Source organism: Salinicoccus kekensis, assembly GCF_900220995.1.
In the GTDB taxonomy this organism is placed as follows: Bacteria; Bacillota; Bacilli; order Staphylococcales; family Salinicoccaceae; genus Lacicoccus; species Lacicoccus kekensis.
The window spans coordinates 245,860-261,639 of sequence record NZ_OBQF01000003.1; the positions used below are offsets into that span (position 1 = coordinate 245,860).

Consider the following 15,780-nt stretch of genomic DNA (forward strand, 5'->3'; position numbering starts at 1 on the left):
CGCCGCAAAAAGAGCAGGACCACGGGGGTCCTGCTCTTCAAGTTCAATATTAGTCGTCTGTTTCAAGGATTTCGCCGGACTCTGCATTGATCTTCACTTCTGCGTCGCCGCCGGCATCCGTGTTCATGAGCTCGATTTCGTATTCAAGCTGACCGTCATCTTTGTCGAGTGTCCAGCCTTCGAGCTCGCCGCCGACTTCATCCGTTGCAGTCTGAACTGCTTCGTCATGAGGGATGGCGTCTTCGTATGCAAAGACGTCATTTGCGTCCATGCCGTCATTGTTTTCTGTTTCTTCACTGATGACGGAGAGGTCTTCTGCGAGCATTTTGGCTTCATATTCTTCCGATTCGTTTTCCATTGAAACTTTATACACCCAGTCTCCATTTTCCTGATCAAGTTCAAGCTCCATCAGTTCTCCGTCAAAATTCTCCTGGGCGGCGCTTACGGCTTCTTCAGGAGTGGAGCCGAGCTGATCCAGTACGGCAACGCCGGTAGGTTCGGTTGTTTCGGTGTCTTCAGTTGCTTCGCCGTCAGTGGACTCTGTTTCCTCTGATTCGCTGGTCGAATCGGTGTTGTCCGATGATGTATCATCAGTCGTATCTGAAGTATCTTCCGTGTCATCCGTGCTTTCTCCGGCAGAATCATCTGATGTATCCGCTTCTTCGGCAGCATCGTCAGAAGTGTCGGTGCTTTGATCAGTTGTGCCTGTACCTTCATCTTCCTCTACTGCAGTATCCGCAACTTCTTCAGGTTCTTCTTCCGGTGCCTGTGCATCTTCTTCACCGCCGCCGCATGCACCGAGCAGCAGTCCTGTGGATAAAACCAGCGTTGCCAATTTGTATTTATGGGATTTCATTCAAAACATCTCCTTCATGGTTGATTTTATTTTTAAATCTGTGCATTACTCAGTGTCGGCTTCATCTTCAGAGGTGTCGTCCACCGTGCTCTCGCCGGTGGTGTCATCCGTACCCTCATCGGCTGCGCCGTCTGATGTATTTGCTTCGTCGTTCATCTCGACTGAGGTATCCTCATTACCTTCCTCAACAACATCCCCTGCAGGGTCGGCTTCCTCTTCGCCGCCACATGCGCCGAGCAGCAGCCCAGTGGATAAAATGAGCGTGGCCAGCCCGTATCTGTGGGATTTCATTACAACCACTCCTTCATATTCTTATACTGTTTTATTCATCAGTAATTTACCTTTTAAGAAGCGGCTTCAAACATCCCGGCAAAATTTTAATGAAAACACGCTGAATTTGTCTATTGTCATTTCCGGGGTACAGCTATAAAATGAGTCTATATATGAATAGGAGGAAAATGATTGAGGAATTCGATATTCAAACGCTGGCTCTTCTTCGTCGGGGGCATGATCATACTTTCCCTGGGCGTCGCCCTGACCATCAAGGGGCGTCTGTACGGACTCGGCCCGTGGGATGTCTTCCACTACGGCTTATGGGACACTTTCGGTCTGACGATCGGTTCATGGTCCATCATAGTCGGTGCGGTCATCGTCCTGTTCACGGCGGTGGCGCTGAAGCGGCTGCCCAAGCTTGGCGTATACATAAATATGTTCACAATCGGCATCTTCATAGATGTTTTCAACTTCCTGCTTCCCGAAGTCGACGGCTGGGTGATGCACGGAATTGCGTTCACAGCCGGGGTGATCGTCATGGCCTTCGGCATCGCATTTTATATCACACCCAATCTAGGCGCCGGACCGCGCGATACACTGATGCTGTTTTTCATTGAAAAGTTCAATATGAAGCTCTCCAGTGCCCGCAACTTAATGGAAGCTTTTGCACTCGTCGGAGGGTTCCTGCTCGGCGGTCCGGTATTCATCGGAAGCTTTCTCATAGTCTTTCTGCTCGGCAAACTGATAGAGAAATTCCTGCCGGTCACACGCCGTATGCTCGTCAGGTTCATCGGGCACGATGATCCGGATATCATCAAAGTGATATGACGGATCCATCCTCCTGTTCCATTCATCAGGAACCGGCACGAAAATAAAAAGATCGGAGAAATGTAATGAAAAAATACTTTGATTTCAAAGGTCATGGCACGACATACCGCCGCGAAATAATCGGCGGACTGACGACGTTCCTTTCCATGGCGTATGTTCTTGCAGTCAACCCGGCGATGCTGTCCCTCCAGGGCATTGACGGTGTGCCGGATGACATGAAGATGGATATGAATGCAGTCTTCGTTGCAACGGCGCTTGCAGCGTTCGTCGGCACCCTGATCATGGGTGTATTTGCAAAGTATCCGATTGCGCTCGCCCCGGGCATGGGCCTGAATGCCTTCTTCGCATTCTCCGTGGTGCTCACCATGGGCATCCCGTGGCAGACCGCGCTCACCGGAGTTTTATTCTCAGGGATCATATTCGTCATACTGACGCTGTCCGGTGTACGTGAATACATAATCAACGCAATCCCCATGGAGATGAAGATGGCCGTCAGTGCCGGAATCGGCTTCTTCATCACTTTCGTCGGCCTGCAGGGCGCAGGCATCATCACATCGGACGAGGCGACGCTCGTCAGCCTCGGGCCGGTCCATGATCCGGGCGTCCTCCTTGCAGGCTTCGGCCTGCTCGTCACCGTCATACTGATGGCGAAAAAGGTGCCGGGTGCGATATTCTTCGGGATGATCATAACGGCCGTCACAGGTGTCATCTTCAGCCTCGTGCCGATGCCTGAAGGGATCATCAGTGCGGCGCCGAGCATGGCGCCGACATTCGGGGCAGCATTCGAGGCATTTGCAGAACCGTCGCAGCTCTTCAATACACAGTTCCTGATCGTCGTGCTCACATTCCTGTTCGTCGACTTCTTCGATACGGCGGGCACGCTTGTGGGTGTGGCATCCCAGGCGAACCTGATCCGGGACAATAAACTCCCGCGTGCAGGGCGTGCATTGCTCTCGGATGCATTCGCGACGATTTCGGGCGCCATATTCGGTACATCGACGACGACTTCCTATGTAGAGTCGACGGCGGGTGTTGCCGCCGGTGCACGGACAGGCTTTGCGAGTGTGGTGAGTGCCTTCCTGTTCTTATCGGCGATATTCTTCTCGCCGCTGCTCGTCACCTTCACATCGGAAGTGACGGCGCCTGCCCTGATCATCGTCGGGGCGCTCATGGCATCGAACTTGAGCAAAATACCGTTCAACCAGTTTGAGATCGCGGTGCCGGCATTCCTGACGGTGTTCCTCATGCCGCTGTCCTACAGCATAGCGACCGGTATTGCGATCGGCTTCATATTCTATCCGGTGACGATGATAATGGCCGGACGGAGGAAAGAGGTCCATCCGATGATGTATGGGCTGTTCCTCATCTTCATACTCTATTTCGTGTTCATCTCGGAATAGCATTGTAATTTACAGCTGAATAAAGTATAATGATGGGGTCGAAAATTCCCATCGGAAAAAAGAGTGGAAAAATCTTAGGTTATCTATTGATTTTTTCGCTCTTTTCGTGTATTATATCTAACGTTGGACTAAAAAGGCGGGGAACCCCGTCTTGAAGAAGAAAAGTGCGTGGAACGCTGATGTTCCGGCTTTTCGATATCTGTGAAGCGAGAGGTTACCGACACACCCGGCCGCATTGCCATGGCAATGTGTTGGAGAATTTTCGTGGAGAAGTCTATCAAACAATGATGACGACCAAAGGAGGTACTAATAATGGCAAAACAAAAAATTCGTATTCGTTTAAAAGCGTATGACCACAGAGTGTTGGATCAATCAGCGGAGAAGATCGTTGAAACTGCAAAGCGTTCAGGCGCAGATGTTTCAGGGCCGATCCCACTACCGACTGAGAAGACGATCTACACGATCCTGCGTGCAGTCCATAAGTACAAGGATGCGCGTGAGCAGTTCGAACAGCGTACGCATAAACGTCTTATCGACATTTTAAACCCTACACCTAAAACAGTTGATGCTCTCATGGGCTTGAACTTACCATCTGGTGTAGACATCGAAATCAAATTATAATTTTTCACAGGAGGTGGACTTTCGATGACCAAAGGAATCTTAGGTAAAAAAATTGGAATGACTCAGGTTTTCGGTGAAAACGGCGAGTTGATTCCCGTAACGGTAGTAGAAACAGCAGGTAACGTGGTAGTACAAAAGAAAGTTGAAGAGACTGACGGCTATAATGCGGTTCAGATCGGCTTTGACGACAAGCGTGAATACTTTGAAGGTGCAAGATCCAATAAGTATGCTAACAAAGCTGAAACAGGACATGCAAAAGCTTCAGGAGTACTCCCTAAGCGCTTCATTCGCGAATTCAAGAACTTGAACGTTGAAGAATTCGAAATCGGTCAAGAAGTCACTGCAGATACATTTGAAGCAGGGGACTTTGTAGATGTGACAGGAACTTCAAAAGGTAAAGGTTTCCAGGGTTCAATCAAGCGTCATAACCAGTCGCGCGGCCCTATGAGCCACGGTTCCCATTTCCACAGGTCACCTGGTGCGATGGCGGCAGCTGCAGACCCGGCAAGAGTTTTCAAAGGTAAGAAATTGCCAGGTCAAATGGGCGGTCAGACCATCACATTGCAAAATCTTGAAATCGTACGTGTGGACGCCGAGCGTAACGTGTTACTCATTAAAGGTAACGTGCCGGGCCCTCGTAAAGGATATGTAAAAATTTCAGCAGCAACTAAAAAAAGTGTTAAATAAATAAAAATTCAAGAAGGGAGGATTTAACACATGGCAATCGATGTTTTATCTAAAGACGGAACTAAAGTGAATTCAATCGAATTGAACCAGGAGATATTTGGTATCGAACCAAATCAGCACGTGCTTTTCGAAGCGGTTCAGTTGCAGCAGGCTTCACAGCGCCGTGGCACGCATGCGGTGAAAAACCGTTCAGCGGTCCGTGGCGGAGGCAGGAAGCCATTCAGACAAAAAGGAACAGGTAATGCGCGTCAGGGTACGATCCGTGCGCCGCAGTTCAGAGGCGGTGGCGTAGTATTCGGACCGACGCCAAGAAGCTATTCCTACAAGATGCCGAGAAAGATGCGCCGTCTGGCACTCCGTTCAGCGTTATCGGCAAAAGTGAATGAAGATGTCCTGACAGTAGTGGACAACATTTCATTAGAAGCACCGAAAACGAAAGATTTCCTCGCAATTCTGGAAAATCTTGATGCAGACAGAAAAGTCCTGTTAGTCCTTGAAAATGAAGATGTCAATGTACAACTTTCATCCCGCAACCTGCAGGGTGTGACGGTGCTTACACCGGAAGGGCTCAACGTACTGGATATCCTTTCTGCTGACCGTGTTATCTTTACGGAAGGTGCAATCACTAAAGCAGAGGAGGTACTTCTGTAATGGATGCTCGTGATATTATTAAACGTCCGGTCATTACTGAACGTTCAGCAGATTTGATGCAGATGGACAAGTACACATTCGATGTGGACGTCAAAGCGAACAAGACGCAAGTCAAATACGCAGTTGAAGAAATCTTCAGCGTCAAAGTTGACAAAGTGAACATAATGAACGTTAAACCAAAGAAAAAACGTATGGGTCGCTATGAAGGCTATACGAATAGAAGAAGAAAAGCGATCGTAACATTAAAAGAAGGCTCTATAGATATATTCTAGGAGCGACTTACCATTAAGGAGGTAAAACGAGATGGCAATAAAAAAGTATAAGCCAACCACAAACGCTCGTCGTAATATGACTGGCTCGGATTTTGCCGAAGTCACTTCGACGACTCCGGAACGGTCACTATTACAGCCGCTGCCGAAAAAAGCGGGCCGTAACAACCAGGGCCGGATGACCGTGCGCCACAAGGGCGGCGGACATAAGCGCCAGTACAGAGTGATCGATTTCAAACGTATTAAAGACGGCGTTCCTGGTAAAGTGGCAACAATCGAGTATGACCCGAACCGTTCAGCGAACATTGCACTTGTGCACTACGCAGACGGCGAAAAGAGATACATCATCGCACCTAAGGGTGTAACGGTGGGCACTGAAATCATGAGTGGTCCGGATGCGGATATCAAACCTGGTAACGCACTGGCACTGCAGGACATTCCTGTAGGTACCATGGTTCACAACATCGAGCTTAAACCAGGCCGCGGCGGCCAGCTGGCAAGATCAGCAGGCGCACGTGCACAGGTTCTCGGTAAAGAGGGCAAATACGTCCTCGTCAGACTGAAATCCGGTGAAGTGAGAATGATCCTTGCGACTTGCCGTGCAACAGTCGGTGCAGTCGGCAACGAACAGCACGAACTGATCAACGTCGGTAAAGCAGGCCGTTCAAGATGGAAAGGCGAACGTCCTACAGTACGTGGTTCCGTCATGAACCCTAACGACCACCCGCACGGTGGTGGTGAAGGCCGTGCACCTATCGGACGTCCGTCACCTATGTCTCCATGGGGCAAACCGACCCTTGGCAAGAAGACACGCAGAGGCAAAAATCGTTCGAATAAGATGATCGTCAGAAGCCGTAAGAAAAAATAAATTAAAATAAAAATTGTGCGGACACAGTTCCGCACACAATTTTGATAAAGGAGGCGCCCTAATGACTCGCAGTCTTAAAAAAGGACCTTTCGTCGATGATCATTTGATGAAGAAGGTTGAAAACTTAAATGAAACGAGCAAGAAGAGCGTTATAAAAACATGGTCACGCCGTTCAACAATTTTCCCTAATTTTATTGGACACACAATTGCAGTGTACGATGGCCGCAAACATGTACCGGTTTATATTACAGAAGATATGGTCGGACATAAGCTCGGAGAGTTCGCACCGACAAGGACTTTCAAAGGTCACGGCAATAATGATAAGAGAACAGGCAGATAATAGAAATAATCCGCTATAAAGGAGGAACCGAACATGCAAGCGAAAGCAGTTGCTAAAACAGTCAGGATTGCACCACGTAAAGTCAGACTTGTCATGGATCTGATCCGCGGCAAAGAAGTCGGGGAAGCAATCTCAATACTGAAGCATACAAATAAAAGAACAGCGCCGATCGTCGAAAAGCTGATCAACTCGGCAGTGGCGAACGCAGAACATAACTATGATATGGACATCGATCACCTGATCGTATCTGAAGCATATGCAGATGAAGGTCCGACTCTTAAACGTTTCCGTCCCCGTGCGCAGGGCCGTGCGACGAAGATCAACAAACGTACAAGCCACATCACAGTAGTTGTCGCAGAGCCGGCAGCCATTGAAGAGGATGCGGCAATTGAAACTGAAGAGAACGAAAAAGTTGAAGAGAACGCTTAAAAACTAAGGAGGGAATTAATTTGGGTCAAAAGATTAATCCAATTGGTCTTCGTACAGGCATCATCCGTGATTGGGAAGCGAAATGGTATGCAGATAAAGACTTTGCAGACCTCTTGCATGAAGACTTGAGAATACGTGAATATATCGAAAAAAATCTTAAAGACGCGTCCATTTCAAAAGTTGAAATCGAACGTGCGGCAAACCGAGTTAATATAGCTGTTCATACAGGCAAGCCTGGTATGGTCATTGGTAAAGGCGGCAGCGAGATAGATAAATTGCGTTCAGCTTTATCCAAATTAACCGGCAAGAGAGTACACATCAACGTAGTTGAAGTTAAGAAAATTGATATGGATGCCAAACTGGTTGCAGAAAGCATCGCACGCCAGCTTGAAAACCGTGTGTCATTCCGTAGAGCTCAAAAGCAGGCGCTTGGAAGAGCGATCAAAGCAGGTGCCAAAGGAATCAGAACACAAGTTTCCGGCCGTTTGGGCGGCGCAGATATCGCGCGTTCAGAAGGTTACAACGAAGGAACGGTTCCACTTCATACACTCCGTGCAGACATTGATTATGCACACGAAGAAGCAGACACGACTTATGGTAAGCTCGGCGTCAAAGTATGGATCTACCGTGGAGAAGTTCTTCCTGTCAAAAAAGATAACAAGTAAAGGAGGAAATTGATAATGTTATTACCTAAAAGAGTAAAGTACCGTCGTCAGCACCGTCCGGATACAAAAGGTCAGTCAAAAGGCGGTAATCAAGTATCATTTGGTGAATATGGACTGCAGGCGACAACGACTGCATGGATCACTTCAAGACAGATCGAATCAGCACGTATCGCAATGACACGTTATATGAAGCGTGGCGGTAAAGTATGGATCAACATTTTCCCACATACACCGTACACGAAGAAACCTTTGGAAGTACGTATGGGTTCAGGTAAAGGTGCAGTTGAAGGATGGATTGCAGTTGTAAAACCTGGCCGTGTAATGTTTGAAGTTTCTGGTGTTGAAGAAGAGGTTGCTAAAGAGGCACTTCGTCTGGCGAGCCACAAGCTTCCGGTAAAAACAAAAATCGTAAGACGTGAAGAATTAGGTGGTGATACGAATGAAAGCTAAAGAAATCCGTGATTTAACGACACCAGAAATTGAAGAAAACGTTAAAGAATTGAAAGAAGAACTTTTCAACCTACGCTTTCAGCTAGCTACAGGTCAGCTAGAGAACACTGCTCGTATCAAACAAGTCAGAAAATCTATCGCTAGAATGAAAACAACTGTACGTGAGAGAGAGCTTGAGGAAGCAAGAGCCAATCAATAATATAGGAGGGTTAAAATAGTGGAAACAAAAAATGAACGTAAAGTTTACCAGGGCCGCGTAGTATCCGACAAGATGGATAAAACGATTACGGTACTTGTTGAAACTTACAAAAGACACCCTATCATCAACAAACGTGTTAAATATTCCAAGAAATATAAAACGCACGATGAAAAGAACAGTGCGAAAATGGGCGATGTGGTCCGTATCGAAGAAACACGTCCGTTATCAAAAACTAAGCGTTTCCGTTTAGTGGAAATCGTTGAAGAATCAGTAATTATTTAAACTATCGAAGATAAAGGAGGTCCATTCGCATGATCCAACAGGAATCCCGCTTGAAAGTTGCAGATAACTCAGGTGCGCGTGAAGTATTGACCATCAAAGTATTGGGTGGTACGGGACGTAAAACTGCGAATATCGGTGATGTCATCGTTGCGACAGTCAAAAATGCAACACCAGGTGGCGTTGTCAAAAAAGGTGAAGTAGTCAGAGCTGTCATCGTCAGAACCAAAACAGGCGTCCGCCGTGAAGATGGTTCATACATCAAATTTGATGAAAATGCATGTGTTATCATTCGTGATGATAAAGGTCCAAGAGGTACACGTATCTTCGGTCCGGTTGCCCGTGAACTGCGCGAAGGCAATTTCATGAAGATCATTTCACTTGCACCAGAAGTATTATAATCCCAATTTATATAAGGAGGTGCAATTTTCATGCACGTAAGAACTGGTGATAAAGTCGTCGTAATCAGCGGTAAAGACAAAGGCAAAGAAGGAACTATCCTTAAGGCGATCCCTGCAAAAGAGAGAGTCGTTGTCGAAGGTGTCAATATCGTCAAGAAACATCAAAAACCTTCACAGATGAACCCGGAAGGCGGAATTCTGGAAACTGAAGCACCGATCCATGTGTCGAATGTAATGCACATCGATCCGGACTCAGGTGAACGTACTCGTATTCGTTATGAGGTCAAAGAGGACGGAACGAAAGTACGGGTGGCAGCAAAATCCGGTAAAGAACTGCCGGCAGTTGAGAACAACTAATCAGTATAAGTGAAAGGAGGATTTCAAGTGGCTCGTTTAAAAGAAAGATTCAACGAATCAATCAAAACAGAACTTGTAAATAAATTTAATTATTCTTCTGTAATGGAAGTGCCTGAAATAGAGAAAATCGTCGTCAACATGGGTGTGGGTGACGCAGTACAGAACGCAAAAGTACTGGATACTGCAGTGGAAGAGCTTGAAGCGATCACCGGTCAGAAGCCGATCATCACTAAAGCGAAGAGATCAATCGCGACGTTCAGATTGCGTGAAGGTATGCCGATCGGTGCGAAAGTGACACTGCGCGGAGAAAGAATGTATGAATTCCTGGATAAGCTCATCTCTGTTTCCCTGCCACGTGTAAGAGACTTCAGAGGCGTTTCGAAGAAAGCGTTCGACGGCCGCGGCAACTATACGCTCGGTGTCAAAGAACAGCTGATCTTCCCTGAAATCGACTATGATAAAGTATCGAAAGTCAGAGGTATGGACATCGTTATCGTAACTACTGCAAACACAGATGAAGAGGCAAGAGAACTGTTGACTCAGTTTGGAATGCCGTTCCAAAAGTAAGTTAATAAGGAGGCGAAAATGTGGCTAAAAAATCAATGATTGCTAAACAGCAAAAAGAACAAAAGTTTAAAGTGAGAGAATACACGCGTTGTGAAAGATGTGGACGTCCGCATTCAGTAATTCGTCAATTCAGACTATGCCGTATATGTTTCCGTGAACTTGCTTATAAAGGCCAGATCCCTGGTGTCAAAAAAGCAAGCTGGTAATCGCCATAAATTGAAAGGAGGCAAATTTAAATGACAGTATCAGATCCAATTGCAGATATGCTGACACGCATCAGAAATGCGAACATGGTCAGACATGAATCATTAGAAATCCCTGCATCAAACATTAAAAAAGAGATCGCTTCTATCCTGAAAGCAGAAGGATTCGTCAAGAACGTCGAATTCATAGAAGATGAAAAGCAAGGCGTCATCCGCATGTTTTTGAAATATGGAGGTAATAACGAAAGAGTTATTACAGGTCTGAAACGTATTTCAAAGCCAGGCCTTAGAGTGTACGCTCAAAGGGAAGAACTTCCAAAAGTCCTGAATGGTCTTGGAATCGCCCTGATCTCAACATCGGAAGGTGTTTTGACAGATAAAGAAGCACGTAAAAGAAATATCGGCGGGGAAGTACTCGCATACGTTTGGTAATTTATTTTAGGAGGTGTAATCGAGATGAGTCGTGTTGGTAAACGTATTATTGAAATTCCAAAAGATGTAACTATAGATATCGACGGTTCCACAGTTACGGTCAAAGGGCCGAAAGGTGAACTCGTTGACACATTCAATGAAGACATGTCATTTGAACTGGAAGAGAACACACTTCAGGTCGTCCGCCCGAGTGAATCCAAGGAGCACCGTACAGTACACGGAACAACCCGTGCATTGATCAACAACATGGTGGTGGGTGTATCCGAAGGTTTCAGCAAGGAGCTTGAGCTTGTAGGTGTCGGTTACCGTGCACAGATGCAGGGTAAAAAGCTTGTATTGAGCGTAGGACTTTCTCACCCGGTTGAGTTCGAACCTTCTGATGAGCTGACAATTTCAGTTGATGGCAACACTAAAGTCAAGGTGGAAGGTATCAACAAGGAGTATGTCGGGGCATTGGCTTCGAAAATCCGTGCTGTACGTCCGCCGGAGCCTTACAAAGGTAAAGGTATCCGTTACAAAGACGAACTCGTTCGTCGTAAAGAAGGTAAGACCGGTAAATAATTAAACAAGTGAGGAGTGAACATCAATGATCACTAAAGTGGATAAAAACAAAGTGCGTCTTAAGAGACACCAGCGTATACGTAAAGACCTGGCTGGCACAAGCGAAAAGCCACGCCTGAACGTATACCGTTCAAATAAGCACATTTACGCACAACTGATCGATGACAGCAGTGAAAAGACGCTTGTCAGTGCATCATCCCAGGATCCCGAATTCAAAATGGAAGTCGGATCCAACAAAGATGCAGCTGCAGAAGTCGGCACTTTGATCGCAAAACGTGCGAAAGATAAAGGCATTGAAAATGTAGTATTTGACCGTGGCGGTTATTTGTATCACGGGCGTGTGAAAGCACTCGCTGAAGCGGCACGTGAGAACGGCTTACTATTTTAATAGAAGGAGGTAAAATATAAATGGCTCGTAGAGATGATAGAGTACAAGAATTCGAAGAGCGCGTAGTGACGATCAACCGTATTGCTAAAGTTGTAAAAGGTGGACGTCGTTTCCGTTTCTCGGCACTGGTAGTAGTCGGAGACAGAAAAGGCCGTGTAGGTTTCGGTACAGGTAAAGCACAGGAAGTGCCTGAAGCGATCAAGAAAGCAGTTGAAGCTGCGAAGAAAGATCTGGTACAGGTGCCAATGGTGGACGGTACGATCCCACACGAAGTTATAGGCAGATTCAGCTCCGGTCAAGTGTTCATGAAGCCGGCAGCGCCTGGTACAGGTGTTATCGCAGGTGGACCGGTGCGTGCGGTGCTTGAGCTTGCCGGCATCACGGACATCCTCAGCAAATCACTTGGTGCAAATACGCCGATCAACGTCGTACGTGCGACACTTCAAGGTATTTCAGAACTTAAGAGTGCTGAAGAAGTGGCGAAGCTTCGTGGAAAAACTGTAGAAGAGATTACTAATTAAGGAGGGAAAAGATAAATGGCAAAGATTAAAATCACCCTCAAAAGAAGTGTTATCGGAAAACCTGAGACACAGAAGAAGACTGTGGCTTCTCTTGGTTTGAGAAAAGTCAACCAGACAGTTGAACAAGAAGATACGCCTCAGATCAGAGGACAAGTTGAAAAAGTCAGCCACCTGGTTACTGTAGAAGAAATTTAATGATATTATGAAAGAGGAGGTGCGATGATGAAATTACACGAATTGAAACCAGTTGAAGGCGCCCGTAAATCACGCAAGCGTGTTGGACGCGGTATGTCTTCAGGTAACGGTAAAACAGCAGGCCGCGGTCATGATGGACAAAACTCCCGTTCAGGCGGTGGCGTAGGTCTGACATTTGAAGGTGGACAGCTTCCTTTATTCCGTCGTATTCCAAAGCGTGGTTTCACGAATGTCAATCGTAAGGAATATGCGATCGTCAATTTGAGTGACCTTAACCGTTTTGAAGACGGCACAGAAGTGACGCCTGAGCTTTTGGCTGAAAATGGTATTGTTAAGAATGAAAAATCTGGTATAAAAGTGCTGGGCAACGGTACTCTGGAAAAGAAATTAACAATTAAAGCTCACAAGTTTTCTGGCTCAGCTGCCAAAGCAATTGAGGAACAGGGCGGAAACTACGAGGTGATTTAATGTTAGGGACTATCACCAATTTCTTTAGGATTAAAGAGATTCGTAATAAGATATTCTTTACTTTGATCATGCTGGTCATTTTCAAGATCGGGACTTATATTCCTGTACCGGGCGTGGACCCGGGCGTCTTTGATATGAATCAGGGACAGCAGGGTGTACTCGACCTTATGAACACATTCGGAGGCGGGGCACTGATGAACTTCTCCATTCTTGCGATGGGGATCATGCCTTACATCACGGCTTCAATCGTCGTCCAGCTTTTGCAGATGGATGTGGTCCCTAAATTTGCCGAGTGGGCAAGGCAGGGTGAGGTCGGAAGACGTAAGCTTGCCCAGTTCACGAGGTACTTCACGATTGTATTGGCGTTTATCCAATCCATCGGTATGAGCTATGCTTTCAACCAGATGTTCGGCGGCGCGCTCATAGATGACAACAACATCGCTTCATACCTGCTGATTGCACTCGTGCTCACGACAGGTACGGCGTTCCTGATGTGGCTTGGTGAGCAGATTACGGAACATGGCGTCGGAAACGGCATCTCAATCATCATATTTGCGGGTATACTATCCGTATTGCCGAGTGCACTGATCCAGTTGTACCAGCAGAGGTTCACAGGCGGTCAGGACACTACCATGGCAATTCTTGAGATGGTCGGTCTGATTGCATTCCTGCTGCTGCTCACGGCATTTGCGGTATTCGTACTGCAGGCTGTCCGTAAAATCCCGATACAGTATGCGAAACGTCAGAGGACGTCATCACAGCTTTCACCGCAGTCGACTTTCCTTCCTTTGAAAGTCAACCCGGCAGGCGTGATCCCGGTCATCTTCGCGATGGCATTCTTCATGCTGCCGCAGACGTTCACACTGTTCTTCCCGGATGCGGACTGGGCCCAGACATTGGCGCGTTTTTCAGATCCCACCAACTATGCAGGTATGGTCTTCTACATGTTGATCATCATAGCATTTACGTATTTCTACTCATTTGTCCAGGTCAACCCTGAGAAGATGGCCGACAATTTGAAGAAGCAGGGCAGTTATGTACCCGGCATCAGACCCGGGAAAGCGACTCAGGATTATATTACAAGCGTACTTTACAGACTTGTATTCGTGGGTGCACTGTTCCTTTCGGTGGTTGCAATCATACCTCTTGTAGTGACGAATATCATGGACCTGCCGCCTGCAATTCAGGTCGGGGGCACGAGTCTGCTCATCGTCATCGGTGTGGCACTGGAAACCATGAAGCAATTGGAAGCACAAGCAAACCAAAGAGAATACCGCGGTTTCAGAAAACGCAGGTAGGAGGATTATTTGGATGAATATCATATTGATGGGCCTGCCCGGTGCAGGTAAAGGGACTCAGGCCTCAAAGATTATCAAAAAATACCCGATCCCTCATATTTCCACTGGTGATATGTTCCGCCTGGCTATAAAAAATGAGACAGAGCTTGGCATGGAAGCCAAATCCTATATGGATGAAGGCGCACTTGTTCCGGATTCGGTGACGATCGGCATCGTCAGGGAGCGTCTGTCACAGAGTGACGCAAAAGACGGCTTCCTGCTTGACGGCTTCCCGCGCACCGTGGAACAGGCTGAAGCTTTAAATGAAATAATGGACGAATTCGGGACCAAAATCGACCGGACGATCAACGTCGATGTGGACGAAGAAGAACTGATCAACCGGTTGACCGGAAGACGCATCTGCGAAGTGTGCGGCACGGCATACCATCTGGTCTTCAACCCGCCGAAACAAGAAGGCGTGTGTGACCTGGATGGCGGCAAGCTGTACCAGCGCGAGGATGACAACCCGGAAACGGTCGCAAACCGTCTTGAAGTGAACTTGAAACAGACACAGCCATTACTGGACTTCTATAAAGATCAAGGCATCCTCCTAAACGTGGATGGCTCGAAGGACATCGATGATGTCTTTGTTGAAATCGATGAGATTTTACAAAATTTATAGTATTCACCTCCAGACAGTACTTTTGGGTGAATAAGGCAAGACGCAGTTTAAAAATATATGAGTTCAATATTTTGATTTGACGTTAAGTGAATGCGATCTTCACCTGAAGTGTATTTCGATAGAAATATGAAACTGTAAAGGGGGAATTGAAGTGAGTAAACAGGATGTAATTGAACTTGAAGGTACAGTACTTGATACTTTACCGAATGCAATGTTTAAAGTTGAACTGGAAAATGGACATGAGATTCTGGCGCATGTCTCAGGTAAAATCCGTATGAACTATATACGTATTCTTCCTGGCGATAAAGTTACAGTTGAAATGTCACCGTACGATCTGACGCGTGGCAGGATCACTTATCGTTTTAAATAATGGACTCCACATTTTAAGGAGGTAATACTCGTGAAAGTAAGACCATCAGTGAAACCGATCTGTGAAAAATGCAAAGTCATCCGCAGAAACGGTAAAGTCATGGTAATCTGTGAGAACCCTAAGCATAAACAGAAGCAAGGATAAAATAAACGGAGGTGTAACATATGGCTCGTATAGCAGGAGTTGACGTACCACGTGACAAACGTGTCGTTATTTCTTTAACTTATATTTTCGGTATCGGTAATACAAGAGCACAGCAGATCCTGGCGGAAGCCGGCGTATCTGAGCAGACTCGCGTAAAAGACCTGACTGAAGAAGAACTGAACAAGATCCGTGAAGTCGTTGATAGTTATAAAGTGGAAGGTGACCTTCGCCGTGAGCAGAACCTGAACGTCAAGCGTTTGATGGAGATTGCTTCATACAGAGGAATCCGTCACCGTCGTGGTCTTCCGGTACGCGGACAGCATACAAAGAACAATGCGCGTACACGTAAAGGACCAATCAAGACAGTAGCGAACAAAAGGAAATAATTTAAAGTAAAGG

General features: G+C 46.7%; 30 protein-coding genes. 28 read left to right on the plus strand and 2 right to left on the minus strand.

The window, feature by feature from the left end:
* Window positions 1-49: 49 nt before the first annotated feature.
* Window positions 50-856: a PepSY domain-containing protein gene (locus CRN96_RS07735; protein WP_097040821.1), complete on the minus strand. Its 807-nt coding sequence runs from the start codon at window positions 854-856 to the stop codon at window positions 50-52.
* 45 nt (window positions 857-901) lie between these two features.
* Window positions 902-1,147, minus strand: a complete 246-nt coding sequence (locus CRN96_RS07740; protein WP_097040823.1) for a hypothetical protein — start codon at window positions 1,145-1,147, stop codon at window positions 902-904.
* Between the two features lie 171 nt (window positions 1,148-1,318).
* Here CRN96_RS07740 and CRN96_RS07745 point away from each other — a divergent pair, with 171 nt between their 5' ends.
* The 28 genes from CRN96_RS07745 (at window position 1,319) to rpsM (ending at window position 15,767) form a co-directional block, all read left to right on the plus strand.
* Window positions 1,319-1,957, plus strand: coding sequence for a YczE/YyaS/YitT family protein (locus CRN96_RS07745; RefSeq protein WP_245844588.1), 639 nt, complete (start codon window positions 1,319-1,321; stop codon window positions 1,955-1,957).
* Window positions 1,958-2,022: 65 nt separating this feature from the next.
* Window positions 2,023-3,357 (plus strand): NCS2 family permease, encoded by a 1,335-nt coding sequence (locus CRN96_RS07750; RefSeq protein WP_097040825.1) that lies wholly within the window; start codon window positions 2,023-2,025, stop codon window positions 3,355-3,357.
* 312 nt (window positions 3,358-3,669) lie between these two features.
* Window positions 3,670-3,978 (plus strand): 30S ribosomal protein S10, encoded by a 309-nt coding sequence (gene rpsJ / locus CRN96_RS07755; protein WP_097040827.1) that lies wholly within the window; start codon window positions 3,670-3,672, stop codon window positions 3,976-3,978.
* A 24-nt stretch (window positions 3,979-4,002) separates the two neighbouring features.
* The gene (gene rplC / locus CRN96_RS07760) at window positions 4,003-4,665 is read left to right on the plus strand and encodes a 50S ribosomal protein L3 (RefSeq protein WP_097040829.1); all 663 of its coding nucleotides are present in this window, start codon (window positions 4,003-4,005) and stop codon (window positions 4,663-4,665) included.
* Between the two features lie 30 nt (window positions 4,666-4,695).
* On the plus strand, window positions 4,696-5,316 hold the full coding sequence (rplD, locus tag CRN96_RS07765; RefSeq protein ID WP_097040831.1) for a 50S ribosomal protein L4: 621 nt from the start codon (window positions 4,696-4,698) through the stop codon (window positions 5,314-5,316).
* Entirely contained in the window at window positions 5,316-5,588 is a 273-nt protein-coding gene (rplW, locus tag CRN96_RS07770) for a 50S ribosomal protein L23 (protein WP_097040833.1), read from the plus strand. The genes rplD and rplW overlap by 1 nt, the downstream gene beginning before the upstream one ends.
* A gap of 31 nt (window positions 5,589-5,619) precedes the next feature.
* Complete coding sequence (gene rplB, locus CRN96_RS07775) at window positions 5,620-6,453, plus strand: 50S ribosomal protein L2 (protein WP_097040835.1); 834 nt, start codon at window positions 5,620-5,622, stop codon at window positions 6,451-6,453.
* 61 nt (window positions 6,454-6,514) lie between these two features.
* A complete protein-coding gene (gene rpsS, locus CRN96_RS07780) occupies window positions 6,515-6,793 on the plus strand; it encodes a 30S ribosomal protein S19 (RefSeq protein ID WP_097040838.1) in 279 nt (92 codons plus the stop codon).
* 33 nt (window positions 6,794-6,826) lie between these two features.
* Window positions 6,827-7,222 carry a 50S ribosomal protein L22 gene (gene rplV / locus CRN96_RS07785; RefSeq protein WP_097040840.1) on the plus strand — a complete coding sequence of 132 codons (396 nt, stop codon included), beginning with the start codon at window positions 6,827-6,829 and terminating at the stop codon, window positions 7,220-7,222.
* Between the two features lie 20 nt (window positions 7,223-7,242).
* A complete protein-coding gene (rpsC, locus tag CRN96_RS07790) occupies window positions 7,243-7,887 on the plus strand; it encodes a 30S ribosomal protein S3 (protein WP_097040842.1) in 645 nt (214 codons plus the stop codon).
* Between the two features lie 15 nt (window positions 7,888-7,902).
* Window positions 7,903-8,337, plus strand: a complete 435-nt coding sequence (gene rplP / locus CRN96_RS07795) for a 50S ribosomal protein L16 (protein ID WP_097040844.1) — start codon at window positions 7,903-7,905, stop codon at window positions 8,335-8,337.
* The gene (rpmC, locus tag CRN96_RS07800; RefSeq protein ID WP_097040846.1) at window positions 8,327-8,536 is read left to right on the plus strand and encodes a 50S ribosomal protein L29; all 210 of its coding nucleotides are present in this window, start codon (window positions 8,327-8,329) and stop codon (window positions 8,534-8,536) included. The genes rplP and rpmC overlap by 11 nt, the downstream gene beginning before the upstream one ends.
* A gap of 18 nt (window positions 8,537-8,554) precedes the next feature.
* Window positions 8,555-8,818, plus strand: coding sequence for a 30S ribosomal protein S17 (gene rpsQ / locus CRN96_RS07805; RefSeq protein ID WP_097040847.1), 264 nt, complete (start codon window positions 8,555-8,557; stop codon window positions 8,816-8,818).
* Window positions 8,819-8,847: 29 nt separating this feature from the next.
* The gene (rplN, locus tag CRN96_RS07810) at window positions 8,848-9,216 is read left to right on the plus strand and encodes a 50S ribosomal protein L14 (protein ID WP_097040849.1); all 369 of its coding nucleotides are present in this window, start codon (window positions 8,848-8,850) and stop codon (window positions 9,214-9,216) included.
* Window positions 9,217-9,246: 30 nt separating this feature from the next.
* Window positions 9,247-9,573, plus strand: a complete 327-nt coding sequence (gene rplX, locus CRN96_RS07815) for a 50S ribosomal protein L24 (protein WP_097040851.1) — start codon at window positions 9,247-9,249, stop codon at window positions 9,571-9,573.
* Between the two features lie 27 nt (window positions 9,574-9,600).
* Window positions 9,601-10,140 carry a 50S ribosomal protein L5 gene (gene rplE, locus CRN96_RS07820; protein ID WP_097040853.1) on the plus strand — a complete coding sequence of 180 codons (540 nt, stop codon included), beginning with the start codon at window positions 9,601-9,603 and terminating at the stop codon, window positions 10,138-10,140.
* A gap of 20 nt (window positions 10,141-10,160) precedes the next feature.
* The gene (locus CRN96_RS07825) at window positions 10,161-10,346 is read left to right on the plus strand and encodes a type Z 30S ribosomal protein S14 (protein ID WP_097040855.1); all 186 of its coding nucleotides are present in this window, start codon (window positions 10,161-10,163) and stop codon (window positions 10,344-10,346) included.
* A gap of 30 nt (window positions 10,347-10,376) precedes the next feature.
* On the plus strand, window positions 10,377-10,775 hold the full coding sequence (rpsH, locus tag CRN96_RS07830; protein ID WP_097040857.1) for a 30S ribosomal protein S8: 399 nt from the start codon (window positions 10,377-10,379) through the stop codon (window positions 10,773-10,775).
* A 24-nt stretch (window positions 10,776-10,799) separates the two neighbouring features.
* A complete protein-coding gene (rplF, locus tag CRN96_RS07835) occupies window positions 10,800-11,336 on the plus strand; it encodes a 50S ribosomal protein L6 (protein ID WP_097040860.1) in 537 nt (178 codons plus the stop codon).
* Window positions 11,337-11,361: 25 nt separating this feature from the next.
* Window positions 11,362-11,724, plus strand: a complete 363-nt coding sequence (gene rplR, locus CRN96_RS07840) for a 50S ribosomal protein L18 (protein ID WP_097040862.1) — start codon at window positions 11,362-11,364, stop codon at window positions 11,722-11,724.
* Window positions 11,725-11,744: 20 nt separating this feature from the next.
* Window positions 11,745-12,245, plus strand: coding sequence for a 30S ribosomal protein S5 (rpsE, locus tag CRN96_RS07845; RefSeq protein ID WP_097040864.1), 501 nt, complete (start codon window positions 11,745-11,747; stop codon window positions 12,243-12,245).
* Window positions 12,246-12,260: 15 nt separating this feature from the next.
* The gene (gene rpmD / locus CRN96_RS07850; protein ID WP_097040866.1) at window positions 12,261-12,440 is read left to right on the plus strand and encodes a 50S ribosomal protein L30; all 180 of its coding nucleotides are present in this window, start codon (window positions 12,261-12,263) and stop codon (window positions 12,438-12,440) included.
* 27 nt (window positions 12,441-12,467) lie between these two features.
* Window positions 12,468-12,908: a 50S ribosomal protein L15 gene (gene rplO / locus CRN96_RS07855; RefSeq protein ID WP_097040867.1), complete on the plus strand. Its 441-nt coding sequence runs from the start codon at window positions 12,468-12,470 to the stop codon at window positions 12,906-12,908.
* Complete coding sequence (gene secY / locus CRN96_RS07860; RefSeq protein ID WP_097040870.1) at window positions 12,908-14,206, plus strand: preprotein translocase subunit SecY; 1,299 nt, start codon at window positions 12,908-12,910, stop codon at window positions 14,204-14,206. Before rplO ends, secY begins: the two co-directional genes overlap by 1 nt.
* A 13-nt stretch (window positions 14,207-14,219) precedes the next feature.
* Window positions 14,220-14,867, plus strand: coding sequence for an adenylate kinase (locus CRN96_RS07865; RefSeq protein ID WP_097040871.1), 648 nt, complete (start codon window positions 14,220-14,222; stop codon window positions 14,865-14,867).
* A gap of 151 nt (window positions 14,868-15,018) precedes the next feature.
* Window positions 15,019-15,237 (plus strand): translation initiation factor IF-1, encoded by a 219-nt coding sequence (gene infA / locus CRN96_RS07870; RefSeq protein WP_017547668.1) that lies wholly within the window; start codon window positions 15,019-15,021, stop codon window positions 15,235-15,237.
* 30 nt (window positions 15,238-15,267) lie between these two features.
* Window positions 15,268-15,381, plus strand: a complete 114-nt coding sequence (gene rpmJ / locus CRN96_RS07875) for a 50S ribosomal protein L36 (RefSeq protein ID WP_017473641.1) — start codon at window positions 15,268-15,270, stop codon at window positions 15,379-15,381.
* Window positions 15,382-15,401: 20 nt separating this feature from the next.
* Entirely contained in the window at window positions 15,402-15,767 is a 366-nt protein-coding gene (gene rpsM, locus CRN96_RS07880) for a 30S ribosomal protein S13 (protein WP_097040873.1), read from the plus strand.
* Window positions 15,768-15,780: the final 13 nt, after the last annotated feature.

What these genes read in the sequence shown, in the direction of transcription:
- rplC (WP_097040829.1), top strand. Translation starts at nt 4,003, where the DNA reads ATGACCAAAGGAATCTTAGGTAAAAAAATTGGAATGACTCAGGTTTTC.
- secY (WP_097040870.1), top strand. Translation starts at nt 12,908, where the DNA reads ATGTTAGGGACTATCACCAATTTCTTTAGGATTAAAGAGATTCGTAAT.
- rplV (WP_097040840.1), top strand. Translation starts at nt 6,827, where the DNA reads ATGCAAGCGAAAGCAGTTGCTAAAACAGTCAGGATTGCACCACGTAAA.
- rpmD (WP_097040866.1), top strand. Translation starts at nt 12,261, where the DNA reads ATGGCAAAGATTAAAATCACCCTCAAAAGAAGTGTTATCGGAAAACCT.
- rplF (WP_097040860.1), top strand. Translation starts at nt 10,800, where the DNA reads ATGAGTCGTGTTGGTAAACGTATTATTGAAATTCCAAAAGATGTAACT.
- rplX (WP_097040851.1), top strand. Translation starts at nt 9,247, where the DNA reads ATGCACGTAAGAACTGGTGATAAAGTCGTCGTAATCAGCGGTAAAGAC.
- rplB (WP_097040835.1), top strand. Translation starts at nt 5,620, where the DNA reads ATGGCAATAAAAAAGTATAAGCCAACCACAAACGCTCGTCGTAATATG.
- rplW (WP_097040833.1), top strand. Translation starts at nt 5,316, where the DNA reads ATGGATGCTCGTGATATTATTAAACGTCCGGTCATTACTGAACGTTCA.
- rplR (WP_097040862.1), top strand. Translation starts at nt 11,362, where the DNA reads ATGATCACTAAAGTGGATAAAAACAAAGTGCGTCTTAAGAGACACCAG.
- CRN96_RS07740 (WP_097040823.1), bottom strand. Translation starts at nt 1,147, where the DNA reads ATGAAATCCCACAGATACGGGCTGGCCACGCTCATTTTATCCACTGGG.
- rplP (WP_097040844.1), top strand. Translation starts at nt 7,903, where the DNA reads ATGTTATTACCTAAAAGAGTAAAGTACCGTCGTCAGCACCGTCCGGAT.
- CRN96_RS07865 (WP_097040871.1), top strand. Translation starts at nt 14,220, where the DNA reads ATGAATATCATATTGATGGGCCTGCCCGGTGCAGGTAAAGGGACTCAG.
- rpsM (WP_097040873.1), top strand. Translation starts at nt 15,402, where the DNA reads ATGGCTCGTATAGCAGGAGTTGACGTACCACGTGACAAACGTGTCGTT.
- rplD (WP_097040831.1), top strand. Translation starts at nt 4,696, where the DNA reads ATGGCAATCGATGTTTTATCTAAAGACGGAACTAAAGTGAATTCAATC.
- rpsH (WP_097040857.1), top strand. Translation starts at nt 10,377, where the DNA reads ATGACAGTATCAGATCCAATTGCAGATATGCTGACACGCATCAGAAAT.
- CRN96_RS07750 (WP_097040825.1), top strand. Translation starts at nt 2,023, where the DNA reads ATGAAAAAATACTTTGATTTCAAAGGTCATGGCACGACATACCGCCGC.
- rpmC (WP_097040846.1), top strand. Translation starts at nt 8,327, where the DNA reads ATGAAAGCTAAAGAAATCCGTGATTTAACGACACCAGAAATTGAAGAA.
- rplN (WP_097040849.1), top strand. Translation starts at nt 8,848, where the DNA reads ATGATCCAACAGGAATCCCGCTTGAAAGTTGCAGATAACTCAGGTGCG.
- rpsE (WP_097040864.1), top strand. Translation starts at nt 11,745, where the DNA reads ATGGCTCGTAGAGATGATAGAGTACAAGAATTCGAAGAGCGCGTAGTG.
- rplO (WP_097040867.1), top strand. Translation starts at nt 12,468, where the DNA reads ATGAAATTACACGAATTGAAACCAGTTGAAGGCGCCCGTAAATCACGC.
- rpsS (WP_097040838.1), top strand. Translation starts at nt 6,515, where the DNA reads ATGACTCGCAGTCTTAAAAAAGGACCTTTCGTCGATGATCATTTGATG.
- CRN96_RS07735 (WP_097040821.1), bottom strand. Translation starts at nt 856, where the DNA reads ATGAAATCCCATAAATACAAATTGGCAACGCTGGTTTTATCCACAGGA.
- rpsJ (WP_097040827.1), top strand. Translation starts at nt 3,670, where the DNA reads ATGGCAAAACAAAAAATTCGTATTCGTTTAAAAGCGTATGACCACAGA.